Origin of the sequence: Jeotgalicoccus sp. WY2 (assembly GCF_018437745.1) — a bacterium.
GTDB classification, from domain to species: Bacteria; Bacillota; Bacilli; order Staphylococcales; family Salinicoccaceae; genus Jeotgalicoccus; species Jeotgalicoccus psychrophilus.
The window spans coordinates 899882-912492 of sequence record NZ_CP049818.1 but is presented as its reverse complement, the minus strand read 5'-3'; the positions used below and the strand labels follow the sequence as shown (position 1 = coordinate 912492).

Annotated in this window: 22 protein-coding genes, 1 pseudogene and 1 riboswitch; of the genes and pseudogenes, 8 read left to right on the top strand and 15 right to left on the bottom strand. The window is 40.9% G+C overall.

Annotation, left to right across the window (positions count from 1 at the left end; genetic code table 11):
* Positions 1-17: 17 nt before the first annotated feature.
* The 4 genes from G4D76_RS05375 to G4D76_RS16715 form a co-directional block, all read right to left on the bottom strand.
* Complete coding sequence (locus G4D76_RS05375; protein ID WP_026858563.1) at positions 18-467, bottom strand: QueT transporter family protein; 450 nt, start codon at positions 465-467, stop codon at positions 18-20.
* A 9-nt stretch (positions 468-476) separates the two neighbouring features.
* Positions 477-520, bottom strand: a riboswitch (PreQ1 riboswitch).
* Positions 520-1293, bottom strand: coding sequence for an NRDE family protein (locus G4D76_RS05370; protein ID WP_213810755.1), 774 nt, complete (start codon positions 1291-1293; stop codon positions 520-522). It overlaps the preceding riboswitch by 1 nt.
* Positions 1280-1795 (bottom strand): RluA family pseudouridine synthase, encoded by a 516-nt coding sequence (locus G4D76_RS05365; RefSeq protein WP_371814656.1) that lies wholly within the window; start codon positions 1793-1795, stop codon positions 1280-1282. The genes G4D76_RS05370 and G4D76_RS05365 overlap by 14 nt, the downstream gene beginning before the upstream one ends.
* A gap of 2 nt (positions 1796-1797) precedes the next feature.
* Positions 1798-1956 carry a hypothetical protein gene (locus G4D76_RS16715; RefSeq protein ID WP_371814603.1) on the bottom strand — a complete coding sequence of 53 codons (159 nt, stop codon included), beginning with the start codon at positions 1954-1956 and terminating at the stop codon, positions 1798-1800.
* A 131-nt stretch (positions 1957-2087) separates the two neighbouring features.
* On the opposite strand from G4D76_RS16715, the gene G4D76_RS05360 reads away from it, so the two are divergent.
* Together G4D76_RS05360 and G4D76_RS05355 are read left to right on the top strand one after the other, a co-directional pair.
* Entirely contained in the window at positions 2088-3182 is a 1095-nt protein-coding gene (locus tag G4D76_RS05360; RefSeq protein WP_213810754.1) for a phospholipase D-like domain-containing protein, read from the top strand.
* Complete coding sequence (locus G4D76_RS05355; protein ID WP_213810753.1) at positions 3145-3531, top strand: phospholipase D-like domain-containing protein; 387 nt, start codon at positions 3145-3147, stop codon at positions 3529-3531. Before G4D76_RS05360 ends, G4D76_RS05355 begins: the two co-directional genes overlap by 38 nt.
* A gap of 373 nt (positions 3532-3904) precedes the next feature.
* Here G4D76_RS05355 and G4D76_RS05350 read toward each other — a convergent pair whose 3' ends face one another.
* Both G4D76_RS05350 and G4D76_RS05345 read right to left on the bottom strand, forming a co-directional pair.
* On the bottom strand, positions 3905-4456 hold the full coding sequence (locus G4D76_RS05350) for a cysteine hydrolase family protein (RefSeq protein WP_213810752.1): 552 nt from the start codon (positions 4454-4456) through the stop codon (positions 3905-3907).
* A gap of 47 nt (positions 4457-4503) precedes the next feature.
* Positions 4504-5391, bottom strand: coding sequence for a fructose bisphosphate aldolase (locus G4D76_RS05345; protein WP_213810751.1), 888 nt, complete (start codon positions 5389-5391; stop codon positions 4504-4506).
* A 151-nt stretch (positions 5392-5542) separates the two neighbouring features.
* Between G4D76_RS05345 and G4D76_RS05340 the strand changes: the two are divergent.
* Positions 5543-6461 (top strand): annotated as a pseudogene (locus G4D76_RS05340) (aldo/keto reductase).
* An 8-nt stretch (positions 6462-6469) separates the two neighbouring features.
* On the opposite strand, the gene G4D76_RS05335 reads toward G4D76_RS05340, so the two are convergent.
* From G4D76_RS05335 to G4D76_RS14730, 9 genes are read right to left on the bottom strand one after another with little or no spacing between them, the layout of a single operon-like run.
* Positions 6470-6685 carry a hypothetical protein gene (locus G4D76_RS05335; RefSeq protein WP_213810750.1) on the bottom strand — a complete coding sequence of 72 codons (216 nt, stop codon included), beginning with the start codon at positions 6683-6685 and terminating at the stop codon, positions 6470-6472.
* Positions 6686-6740: 55 nt separating this feature from the next.
* Complete coding sequence (locus G4D76_RS05330; protein ID WP_213810749.1) at positions 6741-7871, bottom strand: ABC transporter permease; 1131 nt, start codon at positions 7869-7871, stop codon at positions 6741-6743.
* Positions 7858-8073, bottom strand: coding sequence for a hypothetical protein (locus tag G4D76_RS05325; protein WP_213810748.1), 216 nt, complete (start codon positions 8071-8073; stop codon positions 7858-7860). Before G4D76_RS05325 ends, G4D76_RS05330 begins: the two co-directional genes overlap by 14 nt.
* Positions 8073-8285: a hypothetical protein gene (locus G4D76_RS05320; RefSeq protein WP_213810747.1), complete on the bottom strand. Its 213-nt coding sequence runs from the start codon at positions 8283-8285 to the stop codon at positions 8073-8075. The genes G4D76_RS05325 and G4D76_RS05320 overlap by 1 nt, the downstream gene beginning before the upstream one ends.
* Before the next feature lie 28 nt (positions 8286-8313).
* The gene (locus tag G4D76_RS05315) at positions 8314-8565 is read right to left on the bottom strand and encodes a hypothetical protein (RefSeq protein WP_213810746.1); all 252 of its coding nucleotides are present in this window, start codon (positions 8563-8565) and stop codon (positions 8314-8316) included.
* A gap of 44 nt (positions 8566-8609) precedes the next feature.
* Positions 8610-8906, bottom strand: coding sequence for a hypothetical protein (locus tag G4D76_RS05310; RefSeq protein ID WP_213810745.1), 297 nt, complete (start codon positions 8904-8906; stop codon positions 8610-8612).
* Positions 8906-9601, bottom strand: a complete 696-nt coding sequence (locus tag G4D76_RS15840; RefSeq protein ID WP_256440538.1) for an ABC transporter ATP-binding protein — start codon at positions 9599-9601, stop codon at positions 8906-8908. Before G4D76_RS15840 ends, G4D76_RS05310 begins: the two co-directional genes overlap by 1 nt.
* 17 nt (positions 9602-9618) lie before the next feature.
* Entirely contained in the window at positions 9619-9696 is a 78-nt protein-coding gene (locus G4D76_RS15835; RefSeq protein ID WP_256440558.1) for a hypothetical protein, read from the bottom strand.
* Positions 9681-9833 carry a hypothetical protein gene (locus G4D76_RS14730; RefSeq protein ID WP_250130343.1) on the bottom strand — a complete coding sequence of 51 codons (153 nt, stop codon included), beginning with the start codon at positions 9831-9833 and terminating at the stop codon, positions 9681-9683. The genes G4D76_RS15835 and G4D76_RS14730 overlap by 16 nt, the downstream gene beginning before the upstream one ends.
* A 113-nt stretch (positions 9834-9946) precedes the next feature.
* Here G4D76_RS14730 and G4D76_RS05300 point away from each other — a divergent pair, with 113 nt between their 5' ends.
* The 5 genes from G4D76_RS05300 to G4D76_RS16710 all read left to right on the top strand — a co-directional run bounded on the left by G4D76_RS05300 (position 9947) and on the right by G4D76_RS16710 (position 12593).
* Positions 9947-10099 carry a hypothetical protein gene (locus tag G4D76_RS05300; protein ID WP_213810744.1) on the top strand — a complete coding sequence of 51 codons (153 nt, stop codon included), beginning with the start codon at positions 9947-9949 and terminating at the stop codon, positions 10097-10099.
* Positions 10087-11004: a sensor histidine kinase gene (locus G4D76_RS05295; protein ID WP_213810743.1), complete on the top strand. Its 918-nt coding sequence runs from the start codon at positions 10087-10089 to the stop codon at positions 11002-11004. Before G4D76_RS05300 ends, G4D76_RS05295 begins: the two co-directional genes overlap by 13 nt.
* On the top strand, positions 10985-11575 hold the full coding sequence (locus tag G4D76_RS05290) for a response regulator transcription factor (RefSeq protein WP_213810742.1): 591 nt from the start codon (positions 10985-10987) through the stop codon (positions 11573-11575). The genes G4D76_RS05295 and G4D76_RS05290 overlap by 20 nt, the downstream gene beginning before the upstream one ends.
* Positions 11576-11596: 21 nt before the next feature.
* Positions 11597-12091, top strand: a complete 495-nt coding sequence (locus G4D76_RS05285; protein WP_213810741.1) for a GNAT family N-acetyltransferase — start codon at positions 11597-11599, stop codon at positions 12089-12091.
* A gap of 76 nt (positions 12092-12167) precedes the next feature.
* Positions 12168-12593 carry a nucleoside hydrolase gene (locus tag G4D76_RS16710; RefSeq protein WP_371814601.1) on the top strand — a complete coding sequence of 142 codons (426 nt, stop codon included), beginning with the start codon at positions 12168-12170 and terminating at the stop codon, positions 12591-12593.
* The last annotated feature ends 18 nt before the right edge of the window (positions 12594-12611 follow it).

Sequence of the window (12611 nt, the reverse complement as noted above, 5' to 3'; positions counted from 1 at the left end):
ATTAATGGAGGCATTTTTTATTCCGGCAATATTCGATGGCCGATTTTTTTAAATATAAACGTGCCGATAAATGTAGTAATCAGCGTCGACAGTCCAACTGTTGCTGCACTGAACCAGTATGGCAGACCGAGTACTAAATACAGTGCCAGTCCGACTAACAGTCCTGCAAGCACGCTGTACTGAAGTGCATTTACCCAGACGTTTTTTATAAAGTAGCTTAATGAATAAGCGATTACGGATATAGTTACACCGACGAAAACGTCGATTAGGCCGAGGCTTGAGAAAACATTTGCGATACCGACTCCAAGAATCATACCTGCGATATATTTACGGTTGAAAAATGGAATAACACACAGCATTTCACTTATTCTGAATTGAATAGCGCCTGTGCCAATAGGGTTAATCACAGTAAGTGCGACATAAATTGCCGCTAAGACGGCATTAACAGCCATGTCTTTAACATTCATATTGCATAATTCTCCTTAGTTTTTTTGACAGGGAGTTTGCGAACCTGTTTTTTTATTTATTGACTGATATCGTTTCTGATATTTCACCGGTTTCGACACCATTTTTAAATGTGCGCTCAATCAGCGTAATATTATCCTGATGATCGACCAGGACAACAGTAGAACATCGCGTTCCATAATCAAAATCAGGAATATCGATAAACAGCGGCGATAATTTCTTTTCCAGGTCGAAATCGACTCCGGTCTTTTGTACGATGTCCTCTGCTGCTTGTGAGTCGATGCGGAGCAGGTTGAACAAGGCGTCAACATCTACGTCCTCTTCAGATAATACTTCATCTAATTTGGCTTTTCCAATCACGACTTTCGGCCACGGCGTATCGAGATATTCATTCGATAAACCATGAGTACCGTCGTCGATACGTGAGACATTGTTGTCGTAGTTATTCATGTAATAAAGCTCATCAGGATTCCCGGCGAGCAGATTAAATCCTGCATAGTCACTGCTCGAGGCAGCAAGATTCTTTAAGTAATCTTCAGGATTATCTTTTGAAAGCAAATAATTAACGACGAGTTCACCACGCGATTTTTTAGCTTCCATAGTCATTTCTTCGGGCGTTCGGATATTAGTCAATGCACCTATTTTACCCGATTTTGACACAGCGAGCCAGGTGCCTTTTGCTTTTAAATCACGGCCGCCTAAAATATTCTGATGATCATCCGAGTAATGCATGGATGCAGTCGGACGGGAATAAAACTCGTCGCGGTTAGCTGCAAGCACCATTTTATATTTTTGGTGCGAACCGATATTAAAATTAATAAGACACATCAAAATCACTCCACGGGAATGTTTCCGGCGGCTTGCAGAATACTTCTACGTATTCATCTTTCGTAGGATGTTTAATACGCAGGTAAGTCGAGTAAAGTGCAATCTGCTGACCGACTTTAGCACTCTTGTTATATTTCTGATCGCCAAACAGCGGGTGACCGAAATGAGACAGCTGTACACGGATTTGATGTGAACGTCCTGTGTGAAGTTTTACTTTTACCAGTGAATAATTATTATTTTCAGCTACCATTTCATAGTCCAGCTTAGCCATTTTTGAACCGCGGTGGTTTTTATGAACCACTTTGGAAATATTTTTCTTTTCGTCTTTAAATAAATGGTTCGTTAAAGTACCTTTTTTCTGTTCCAGATGGTTTTCTACAACCGCATGATACTGACGGTCAAAGTTTTGTAATCTTATTTCGTTTGATAATCTTGCAGCTGCTTTTGACGTTTTAGCAAATACTACAGCACCGCCGACTGGACGGTCTAATCTGTGTACCAGCCCTAAATAAACCGCTCCGGGTTTATTGTATTTCTCTTAATATATTCCTTTAACATAGTTAATAAGTCTTTATCTTCTGAACTGTCTTCCTGGACAGGGATGTTAACCGGCTTATCGACAATGAGTAAATGGTTGTCTTCGTACAATAGATTAATATTCACGCATTTCACTCCTTAAAATTCGTAAGTTATATTATACCATCTATACAGTAAATATCTTATCACTTTCGCAATGTTTATTTGATAGAATGGATATAAGTGTAAAATCATACTATTAATCATAGAGGTGAATAATGAGAAAACGTTATTTATTTTTAATTATTATTGCCGCTTTAATACTTATACCTCTAATTGTCGCCGGTGTGCGCTATTTTGTTCCAGTGCCTTCGGGGGTATCTTACGAGTCCGAAGAATATCAGACAGATGATGCAGAGTTTTTATACGACCTTACATATACAGATAATAATAAGGGAATTACTGAGGAACAGGAAGTTTTTGAAGAGATTTATACGATGATTGACGAAGCGGAAGAGTTTCTAGTCCTCGATATGTTTTTATTTAATGATGATTACAATCATGACACGCTCGACTTCCCGCCACTATCGCAAAATTTAACAGATAAATTAACAGCTAAAAAGGCAGAAAATCCGGAAATGGATATTATTTTTATTACGGATAGTATCAATACTTTCTATGATACGTATACACCGCCTCATATTAATGAACTAAAGGAAGCGGGCATAGAAGTAATTTTTACCGACTTAACTAAGTTGCGGGATTCGAATCCCTTGTATTCCGGTTTTTACAGAACATATTTCCAGTGGCTCGGAACGTCTGAAGATCAGTGGCTGGTCAATGCATTAAGACCTCAGGGTCCGGAAGTAAATATACGGTCTTATTTATCGATGCTGAACTTTAAAGCCAATCATAGAAAAGTAATTATTAATGAAAAGAATGGCCTGATTACGTCGGCAAACCCGCATGACGCAAGTGTTCATCATTCTAATATTGCTGTGAAACTAAGTGGGGATATACTTTACGACATGCTGGAAAGTGAACGGGCAGTCGTGAACTTCAGCGGAGGAAATACGAGAGTCTTCAGTGACTTTGCCGATAAACTTCCTGCAAAAACTGAAGAAGATGAAGGGGAGTATACCGTACAGCTGATTACCGAGAAGAAAATTAAAGATAATATAATCCACATGGTCAATAAGGCAGGGGAAGGGGATACACTCTCTGTCGGACTATTTTATTTATCAGATAGAGAAGTCGTGAACGCCTTTAAAGAAGCACTCGACCGCGGTGCAGAAATGAACATGATTCTCGATATTAACCAGGATGCATTCGGGAATGAGAAAAACGCGCGTACCGAACCGGCCGGTGGCTGATGAACTGATGAGTCACGAAACACCGGCGGATATTCGCTGGTATAAATCGAGCGGGGAACAGTATCATGCGAAATTTATAATGCTGGAAACTGCCGGTGAAGTTATATTTAACGGCGGCTCTGCTAACTTTACGAGTCGGAATCTCGATGACTATAATCTGGAAACAAACGTGCTGATTACAGCACCGGCAGACAGTGAGTTTGCAGGAGAAGTTACGGGTTATTACAACAGATTATGGACGAATGAAGGTGCAGAATATACGCTGGATTACGACGAAGAAGCGGAAGAATCGCTATTGAAAACAATACTGTACAGAGTACAGGAATTTACTGGGCTCTCGACGTTTTAATTTGAGCAGGCACTCCACTGGGTGTCTGTTTTTTTATGAGTTAAATTTTGCTCCGCAATGAGATGCTGTCATTCCCGAGTAAAGCCGCTTGCTCCGCAATGAAGCTCCGTCATTCCCGAGTAAAGCTGTTTGCTCCGCAATGAAGCACTGTCATTCCCGAGTAAAGCCGTTTGCTCCGCAATGAGACGCTGTCATTCTCGAGAAAAGCTGTTTGCTCCGCAATGAAGCTCCGTCATTCCCGAGTAAAGCCGTTTGCTCCGCAATGAAGCACTGTCATTCCCGAGTAAAGCCGCTTGCTCCGCAATGAAGCTCCGTCATTCCCGAGTAAGACACAAAAAAGCCGGGAATTCACCAACCCCGGCCTCACTCAAAATTATATAATTTTTGCACCAAGCGAATTTTCAAAGTGGCCAAGGGCGACTTCATGAGCGTCCAGGTTAAAGCTTGAGACACCGTTTTTATGAATCACAATATCGAAGCCTTTATTGTACGCATCGATTGCTGTATGCAGAATGCAAATATCCGTACACACGCCGATTAAATGAATTTCTTTAATTTCTCTGGCTCTTAAGCGCTGTTCAACATCAGTTCCTGCAAAAGCGGAATAGCGGGTTTTATTTGTGTAATAGACATTTTCACTATCTGAATGCTCCTTATACAGTGCTTCTAGCTCACCGTATAAGTCGCGGCCACCGGTACCAATAATATTATGCGGCGGAAACAGCTTTGTTTCAGGATGATACGGGTCGTTTTCTTCGTGGGCATCAATTGCGAAAATCGTATAATCCCCCTTAACGATAAATTCGCGCGTAATGTTCACGATATAGTCATGCAGCTTTTCGGCAGGTTCACCGGCTGTTAATTTGCCGTCCGGAGCAACAAAGTCATATGTGTAGTCGATATTAAGCAGTGCTTTCATAATCATTCTCCCCTTATAAAAAAGACAATGGCATGCCATTGTCTTTAGTATTCTTATTTTTTGTTTACTGATGCATCGAAGATAGAGTCGATTGCTTCAGCTAAGCTGCTGTCAAATTCTTCAGCAGATTGTGATGCATTTAAGTCGCTTGACAGTGCGCGTGAGAAGCTCGCGATAATGCCGTCATTTTCTTTTAATAAGTTGTTAGCTTCAGTTCTTGTGTAGCCGCCTGAAAGTGCAACAACACGAATGACATTCGGATGATCCACAAGTTCTTTGTACAGGTTAGGTACAGTAGGAATTGTCAGCTTCAGCATTACAAGCTCATCTTCAGCGAGGCCGTTTAGTTCTTCTAAAATAGCATCTCTTAAGATTTCTTCGATTGCTTCTTTATCCTCAGCATTGATGCTTACTTCAGGTTCGATGATAGGTACAAGACCTGCAGCGATAATCTGTTTCCCGACTTCAAACTGCTGTTCTACAACTGCAGTGATGCCTTCTTTGTTAGCTGAAAGTACGTTTGAACGCATTTTCGTTCCAAAGATATGACGGTCGTTTGCACGTGCTAATAAATCCTCAAGATCCGGCATAGGTTTCATCAGCTGCACACCGTTTTCTAAATCTGCAAGTCCTTTGTCGACTTTTAAGAATGGCACGATGCCTTTGTCAGCTAAATAGTTGCCAGTGTACTGTCCTTCAACTTCGCGGTCCATTGTCTGTTCGAAAAGGATTGCACCAAGTACTTTATCAGAAGTGAAAGAAGGTGAAGTAATGATACGTGAACGCATTTCATGTACCATATCGAACATCTCATCATTAGTATACTGATCTTCATTAACACCATATGCTTTTAAAGCTTTTGGCGTACTTCCGCCACTTTGGTCAAGTGCGGCAATAAAACCATGACCTTGTTTTACTTTATCAAGTTGCTCTTGATTCATTAAAAAACACTCCTTTAATAGTTTTCCACTCCTCTATAGTATGCTAAAAAAAGCGCTTTACTGCAAGGCTTAATCTTTAATATCGCTGATGTTTAACTAATCTGTTAAAAGGAAAGATATCGAATATGTTGAATATCAGGAGGTATGTAAAATGACAAATTTAGTTGAGTTAGGCAAATCGGGAATTAAAGTACATCCGATTGCCTTAGGCACGAATTTTGTAGGCGGTTATAATTTATACGGGGATGTTAATGAAGAAGAAGGAAAACAAACAGTACGGGACGCACTTAATACAGGTGTGACAATGCTCGATACTGCTTTATATATGGGCCGAGACGTTCTGAGGAAATGATTGGTGAAGTATTAAAGAGTATAATCGGGAAGATGTCGTTATTGCAAACGAAAGCTGCACATCGTGAACTGGACAACGGAGATATGGTCGTCGATAACTCGCCGGAATTTTTAAAGCAGGCAGTGGATGATGCACTGGACAGACTGCAGACAAAATATATCGATTTGTTTTATATTCACAACCCGGATGAAGATACTCCGAAAGATGAAGCGGTAGAGGCGCTTTATGAAATGAAAGTGCAGGGCAAGATTAAAGCAATCGGGGTGTCTAACTTTTCAGTTGAACAGCTGGCAGAAGCGAATAAAAATAATCAAGTTGATGTGATTCAGAATCATTACAATCTTTTAAACCGTGAAGCGGAAAAAGAAAAATGCTGGATTACACATCGGCAAATAAAATTACGTTTATTCCGTATTTTCCATTGGCAGCAGGACTCTTAGCAGGTAAATACGATAAAAACACGAAGTTTGAAGATTTACGTGCAAACCTGCCGTTTTATCAGGAAGATCAGTTTAAAGAAAATCTGGATAAGGTCGATAAGTTAATAGAACTTGCGAGAAAATATGATGAAGATGTTGCACAGCTTGTTCTCGCATTTTATTTAACGAGACCGTCGCTCGATGTAATTATTCCAGGTGCTAAAAAAGGCGAGCAGATTAAAGAAAATATGCGTGCTGCCGATATTGAGCTGGATCCAAAAGACGTAGAATATCGATGATGAAATATTTAAAATGAATTAAAAATAAAACACCGGTTAAGAACATTATGATATGTCCTTAACCGGTGTTCTTTATTATCTCTGTAAAGAATAAGTACTGCAAACGTTGAACCCACGCTGAATTTAATATCAATTACTTCAATATACTGATTGTCGTAAAAGAATTCTGCAATTTTCTTATCGAGTCCTTTTTCCGTCATGGCGGAAACTGTTTTGGTTTTCAAAGGCCGTCCCGTCCCTTCGAGTGAGATATCTTCACAGCCAGTATATAATATATCATCATAATTGTGTACTTTTACGCTGATTGCTGAAGATTATGCCGATAATCAGGAATGCGACCGTGTACAGTAAGAGAATTCCGATGGACAGTGCCGATTCGCTCCATGTGATGTCCGGTGCTGCGTAAATTTGTGTGAAATGATACAGGGGTAAAAATTCTGCGATGCGCTGAGCAGTATCACCGAATAATTCAATTGGAATGAATATACCGGACAGAAATGCAAGGCCCAGTGTGACGAGGTTTGCAAGGCCGTTGACGATAAAACGATTCGTCGTCAGTGCATTTATCGCATACTGGAGAGCCAGTGTAAATGCCATAATCAGCATCAGTGCAACAAAGATATGAGCAAGCGGCATGCCGTCGAGTCGATCGTAATAGAGTCCAATCAGACCGAAGAACATAACCAGCACTGCGAAAATCCCGACCACTGACTGCGCGCCTAATACTTGCAGTGCGCTCGATGTTGATGACATCGGGGCTGAAATAATACGTTTTTGCAGTTCCGGTTTATTGTATTCAGACATCAGGTTACCAACCGAGAGCATAATGAACAGCATGAGCCAGTAAGCAGCGAAGTTTGTATAAGCTGCGGCATTTGTATAGTTTTCATCGGTGTCGATAACCGTATCGTTGTTCAGCTCAACATTTACAGTGTCGGTTAATGCTGCCAGGAGTGTTTCTCTGTCCAGCTCTCCTGTATCGTTAAACTGGGCATTGGCAAACATGAGGAACTTAGCAATTTCACTTTCCAGCTGAACGGCTGATGCTGCACGTTCATCGCTGATGACTTCAAGGGCAGGTTCACCGTTTTTAACCTGTGTCTCAAAATTTTCTTCTATAATAACTGCACCGTGAATTTCCATCAGAAAGACTTGTTCTTTCAAATGCTCCCGGTCAGGTGTTGTCATTACTTCAACTTCATGTGAACTGCTTAAATATTCAAGCAATGCCTCTGACGTTTCTGATTTTGATTGATCCACAACAGTAATACCAAGTGTTTCACTTTCGAATGTGTCCGTACCGCCGACTGTACTGAACAGTGCTGCGATGCCAAAGAAGATAAGTGCCAGCGGTATAATCATCCATTTAAATTTCCAGAAGTGGAGGAGTATTATTTTAAATATGGTCATATTGTTTCCTCCTTAACGCAATTAAGGTGATGAAGAAACTGACGAACGTAATGCCAAGTAAAAATAATATTGTCGTCCAGTAGCTCTCGAAGTTATCCATCAAATTTACCCGGTAAATCGTATCTGTAATATGCGCCAGCGGATTTAATTCATTAATGAGCGGCATTTCCCGGTTGATTACTGTTCTGACTCCCGGTCCCATCAGCCCGGCAAGGAATGCCAGCCCGACGATAAGACGACAGGGACGACTGATTTTACGTTGATGTTCACTCTAGGTGTCAGTCCGATAATAAATCCAAGACCAAGTCCTGCAATGTTTCCGGCTAATACGATGCCGAGTGTCGGCAGCAGGTTGTTAAACAGTACCGACTCGCTGAATATCATTAAATATCCGATTAGGATCGCGTTTGACATCAGTCCGAGAAATAAGCCCGCAACTGAACTAGCGAGTATATTTTGTTTTACTGAAGGGGCTTGCGGAGAATCTGGCGCCCATCGTACTTAGATTCGGACGCATCGATGAAATCAGCTCCATACTTGTAAATACTGTATACAGTGAGACCATTGCGATTGTTGAATAGTACATTACAACCTGAGGTTCTGTCTCCATATCGTTTGACTGAATAAAGTCAGCCTCAAAATTAAAGTTTTCTGGTGAGACACCGAGTATAGACGTCTGGTGAATCTGGTTCATTACAGATTCTAAAACGGATGCTTGAAAACCGCTGCCCTGAACGATTAAACTGCCGTCTTCTGTAAATATCCCGTAACATTTTCTGCATCCAATTCTGCTCTTGCTGTGCTGTCGGACATTTCATTAACGGTAATAAAGTCAATCTGTTCCAATACTTGCGTGTATTCGTTGTCTTCTGTTACAGCGACTTCGATATTTGTCATATCCTCGCCGCCGAGATTGGACGTCGTCGCTATAAAAATCGTTACGAGTACCAGAGGATAGCCGATTGTCCAAAAAATAAATCCAAAATCTTTAAAATTAATGACGAGTAAATAATAGGTGAGGCGTAAAAAGTTCATCAGTCCCTCAGCTCCTTGCCCGTCAGTTCCAGGAAAATACTGCTCAGCGACGGCTGTTCACTCGCGATTTCTGTATAAGTCAGCGAGTTATTTTCGATAAAGCGGATAAGATTTCTGAGGTTGTTATGATTTTTCTCGAATTGAATATTGTACTTATCCTGAGATTTCGTAACCTGGTTGACGTGTGGAATTTGTTTTAGGCGTGTTACAAGGGTGTCGTCTTCAATGATAAATTTTACAGTGACACTTTCTGTCGTTGAAATTGATTTCTGCAGCTCGTCGAGTGTGCCGTTGGCAACATTGCGTCCGTTATCCATAATGACGAACGAATCGCATAAGTCTTCGGCTTCCTCCAGATAATGTGTAGTGTAAATAACAGTTGTTCCTTGTTCTTTCATCTTTTTAACGCCTTCAAGAATAAAGTTTCTGCTCTGTGCATCGACTGCGACAGTCGGTTCATCAAGGAACAGAATTTCCGGTTTATGGGCGATGCCACAGGCAATATTGAGCCTTCTCTTAAGACCGCCGCTCAGCTGCTTCGGCACGAACTTTCTGTATTTTTCCAGACCGACAAAAGCGATGGCTTCGTCGACAAGCTGTTTACGCTCTCTCTTATTCGTCACGTAAAGCCCGCAGTAAAAGTCGATATTTTCTACGACGTTTAGTTTTTCGAAGATAGCGAGCTCTTGAGGCACGATGCCTATCCGGCGTTTTATTTTTTATTGTTTGGGTTAACCGGTTGGCCGAATAGTTCAATCGTACCCTGGTCAAACTTCAGTAAGGAAAGCATGCAGTTAATCGCTGTCGTTTTGCCGCAGCCGTTCGGACCGAGCAGGCCGATAATTCATTCTCTTTAGCCTGAAAAGAGAAGTGGTCAAGTGCGATAACGTCTTTGTACCTCTTAACTACTTTGTCCATTGCAATCATATTATTGCCTCCTGTACTATATTGGTTAATTTAAGTTTATAATAAAATAAATGTACGATTAGTGTCCGGGGTCATGATTTGTGGTGACAATTGTCATATTGTGAGGTGAAGTAATGTCAAAAATATATGAAAAGATTATGATATTTATAGTGCTGTCGGCTTTCTATCTGCTGTCTTCAGATGACACGCATATAACTGTAATACTAATATCTTTTATTGCAGCATTCAGCATTGATGTCATCAGAAAAAATATATGCTGTTTATAATTATTGTGATGTTTGCTGTTCTTGTGTACATAGATATAAATTATCTGTATTTCCTGCCGCTTGTTTCTCACATCATATTTAAAGAATACGGCAGTTACGGGATTATTGCATTAGCTCCTATCGTCCTGTTTCAGGAATGGGCGTTGCTGTTTTTAAGTATCCTTATTTTCTACATGACAGTATTGTCCAGTAAATTGTCGGAAGCGAAACAGCTGAACAGAGAAATGCGGGATCAGCTGACTGAAGATAATATGCGTTTAAAGGCACAGCGTAATGAACTGATGAAGACTCACGAGAAAGATATTTATATGGCGGGACTTAATGAACGGAACCGGATTGCCCGCGATATGCACGATGCACTTGGTCACTCTCTGTCGAGCAGTATTTTGCTGATTGAATCGCTGCAATATGTTAAAGATGAAGAGACATTGCACCATTCATTAAAACAGCTGCAGGACAGACTGAAGATAGGCATGGAAGACGTGCGTCACAGTATTCATAATCTGTATGACACTTCCATAGACCTGGAGGCGAGAATTGAAAGTTATCTCGGGGAAATGGACGATTATTCGAAAGAATTTATATATGATGTAAATATCACGCTGACTCATGAACAGAAAATAGATATGCTGTCACTAGTCAGGGAAGCACTGACTAATATCCGCAAGCATTCAAATGCATCGGCGTTTAAAGTAATCATTAAAGAACATCCTAAATTTTTAGCACTGACTGTTAAAGATAATGGCAATGCTGATAAGGAATTTAACAGAGGCATGGGACTTCAGTCGATGACAGAAGCCGTGCAGAAGTACGGCGGTGTGCTGAACACGTTTAATGATGAAGGCTTTATCGTGCACGCAATATTTTACATGGAGGGGCTCGGAAATGAGAATAGTAATAGTTGATGATGATCCGCTTGTAGTGTCGGCGCTGTCGACAATAGTAGGGAATTCGAATTACGATGTTACAGCCACCGGCACGAGCGGTTTTGATGCGGTTGAATTATATAAAGAACATCGACCCGATTTGTTAATGACAGATATCCGTATGCGGGAGAAGTCAGGGCTCGAGGCCAGTAAAGATATATTGACGGATTTCCCGGAAGCTAAAATTCTGCTGATTACGACCTTTAGAGATGATGAATATATTCACGAAGCTCTGAATATCGGCTGCAAGGGATATTTACTAAAAGATAATCTTGCGGGAATAATTCCGGCGATTGAAGCGGTGCTGTCAGGCAATATGGTGTTCGACAGCAATATCGTTAAAAGCATGTCGGCAACATCATCGCATAAAGATTTGTCAGAGCTGTCTACGAGAGAGCAGGATATTATTGAACTGGTCGCAGAGGGACATAATAATAAAGAAATTGCCGAGCATCTTTACTTGAGTGAAGGCACAGTCAGGAATTATATTTCTCAAATGCTGACAAAGCTGGATTTAAGAGACAGGACTCAGCTGGTCGTTTATATATAAAAACTAGACGGAGGTGTTTGGATGACACTCGAAATCAGAAAAACTGAAGTTCGGGATGCTGAACGCATCAGAGAAATCTGCAGTACGGGATGGAAACAGACAGTTCAAGGTAAATTGAGCAGTACGTTTCAGCAGCAGACGGTTAATTACTGGTACAATGCTGATAAAGTGAAGCAGGATATTAAGAAAGGCAGCTATGCTTATACTGCTGTATATGACGGCATCGCTGTCGGTGTTATAGGCGGCGTAATCCCAGGTGCTAAACGTGCTGAAGTGTATGTATTTTATATCGACAGTAAATACAGATATCATGGAATTGGCAAGGCATTATTACATAAACTTACCGAACATCAAAAGAACAAAGGTGCAGCTGAGCAATGGGTGTCAGTTCAGGCGGACAATGAACTTGGGCTGCCATTTTACAAAGCGCGCGGCTTTATTCAGCAGTCGGTAAAAGAAACAAAGAGCGCATCAGGCGAAGTGCAGGTTTCTTTAAGAATGAAGAGAGACATTTAATTACAGTCTTTCTGTAAAATTAAGGCGTCACATGAGATAATTACTTTAACAACTATGATGAGTGGAGTGTTTACTAATGAAAAATGTTATTTTAGATTGTGATCCGGGGCACGATGACGCGATATCGATAATTATTGCAGCGTCTGATGTCAGTGATTTAAATATTTTAGGTATTACGACTGTTGCAGGAAATGTTGAAGTCGAGAAAAATACTATTAATACATTAAAAATTTGTGAACTGCTGGAGCTGGATGTGCCCGTTGTGCAGGGCGCGAGAAGACCATTGGTAAAGGCGAGTGAAATCGCACCTGAAATTCACGGGGAAACAGGCATGGACGGCCCGGTGCTGGCTGATCCTAAAATGCAGGTGACAGAAGGGCACGCAGTTGATTTTATTATTGACCAGGTAATGAATTCAGCTGAACCGGTTACTCTGGTTCCGACTGGACCGCTTACGAATATTGCGATGGCTTTAATTAAAGAGCCGAGAAGAGAATTATGAAAATATAGATGAGATTGT

Excerpts from the sequence above, each read along its gene's own strand:
- G4D76_RS05375 (WP_026858563.1), bottom strand. The coding sequence starts at position 467 with ATGAATGTTAAAGACATGGCTGTTAATGCCGTCTTAGCGGCAATTTAT.
- G4D76_RS05370 (WP_213810755.1), bottom strand. The coding sequence starts at position 1,293 with ATGTGTCTTATTAATTTTAATATCGGTTCGCACCAAAAATATAAAATG.
- G4D76_RS05360 (WP_213810754.1), top strand. The coding sequence starts at position 2,088 with ATGAGAAAACGTTATTTATTTTTAATTATTATTGCCGCTTTAATACTT.
- G4D76_RS05355 (WP_213810753.1), top strand. The coding sequence starts at position 3,145 with ATGAGAAAAACGCGCGTACCGAACCGGCCGGTGGCTGATGAACTGATG.
- G4D76_RS05350 (WP_213810752.1), bottom strand. The coding sequence starts at position 4,456 with ATGATTATGAAAGCACTGCTTAATATCGACTACACATATGACTTTGTT.
- G4D76_RS05345 (WP_213810751.1), bottom strand. The coding sequence starts at position 5,391 with ATGAATCAAGAGCAACTTGATAAAGTAAAACAAGGTCATGGTTTTATT.
- G4D76_RS05330 (WP_213810749.1), bottom strand. The coding sequence starts at position 7,871 with ATGACCATATTTAAAATAATACTCCTCCACTTCTGGAAATTTAAATGG.
- G4D76_RS05325 (WP_213810748.1), bottom strand. The coding sequence starts at position 8,073 with ATGGGACCGGGAGTCAGAACAGTAATCAACCGGGAAATGCCGCTCATT.
- G4D76_RS05320 (WP_213810747.1), bottom strand. The coding sequence starts at position 8,285 with ATGTCAAACGCGATCCTAATCGGATATTTAATGATATTCAGCGAGTCG.
- G4D76_RS05315 (WP_213810746.1), bottom strand. The coding sequence starts at position 8,565 with ATGAACCAGATTCACCAGACGTCTATACTCGGTGTCTCACCAGAAAAC.
- G4D76_RS05310 (WP_213810745.1), bottom strand. The coding sequence starts at position 8,906 with ATGAACTTTTTACGCCTCACCTATTATTTACTCGTCATTAATTTTAAA.
- G4D76_RS15835 (WP_256440558.1), bottom strand. The coding sequence starts at position 9,696 with ATGCTTTCCTTACTGAAGTTTGACCAGGGTACGATTGAACTATTCGGC.
- G4D76_RS14730 (WP_250130343.1), bottom strand. The coding sequence starts at position 9,833 with ATGATTGCAATGGACAAAGTAGTTAAGAGGTACAAAGACGTTATCGCA.
- G4D76_RS05300 (WP_213810744.1), top strand. The coding sequence starts at position 9,947 with ATGTCAAAAATATATGAAAAGATTATGATATTTATAGTGCTGTCGGCT.
- G4D76_RS05295 (WP_213810743.1), top strand. The coding sequence starts at position 10,087 with ATGCTGTTTATAATTATTGTGATGTTTGCTGTTCTTGTGTACATAGAT.
- G4D76_RS05290 (WP_213810742.1), top strand. The coding sequence starts at position 10,985 with ATGAGAATAGTAATAGTTGATGATGATCCGCTTGTAGTGTCGGCGCTG.
- G4D76_RS05285 (WP_213810741.1), top strand. The coding sequence starts at position 11,597 with ATGACACTCGAAATCAGAAAAACTGAAGTTCGGGATGCTGAACGCATC.
- G4D76_RS16710 (WP_371814601.1), top strand. The coding sequence starts at position 12,168 with ATGAAAAATGTTATTTTAGATTGTGATCCGGGGCACGATGACGCGATA.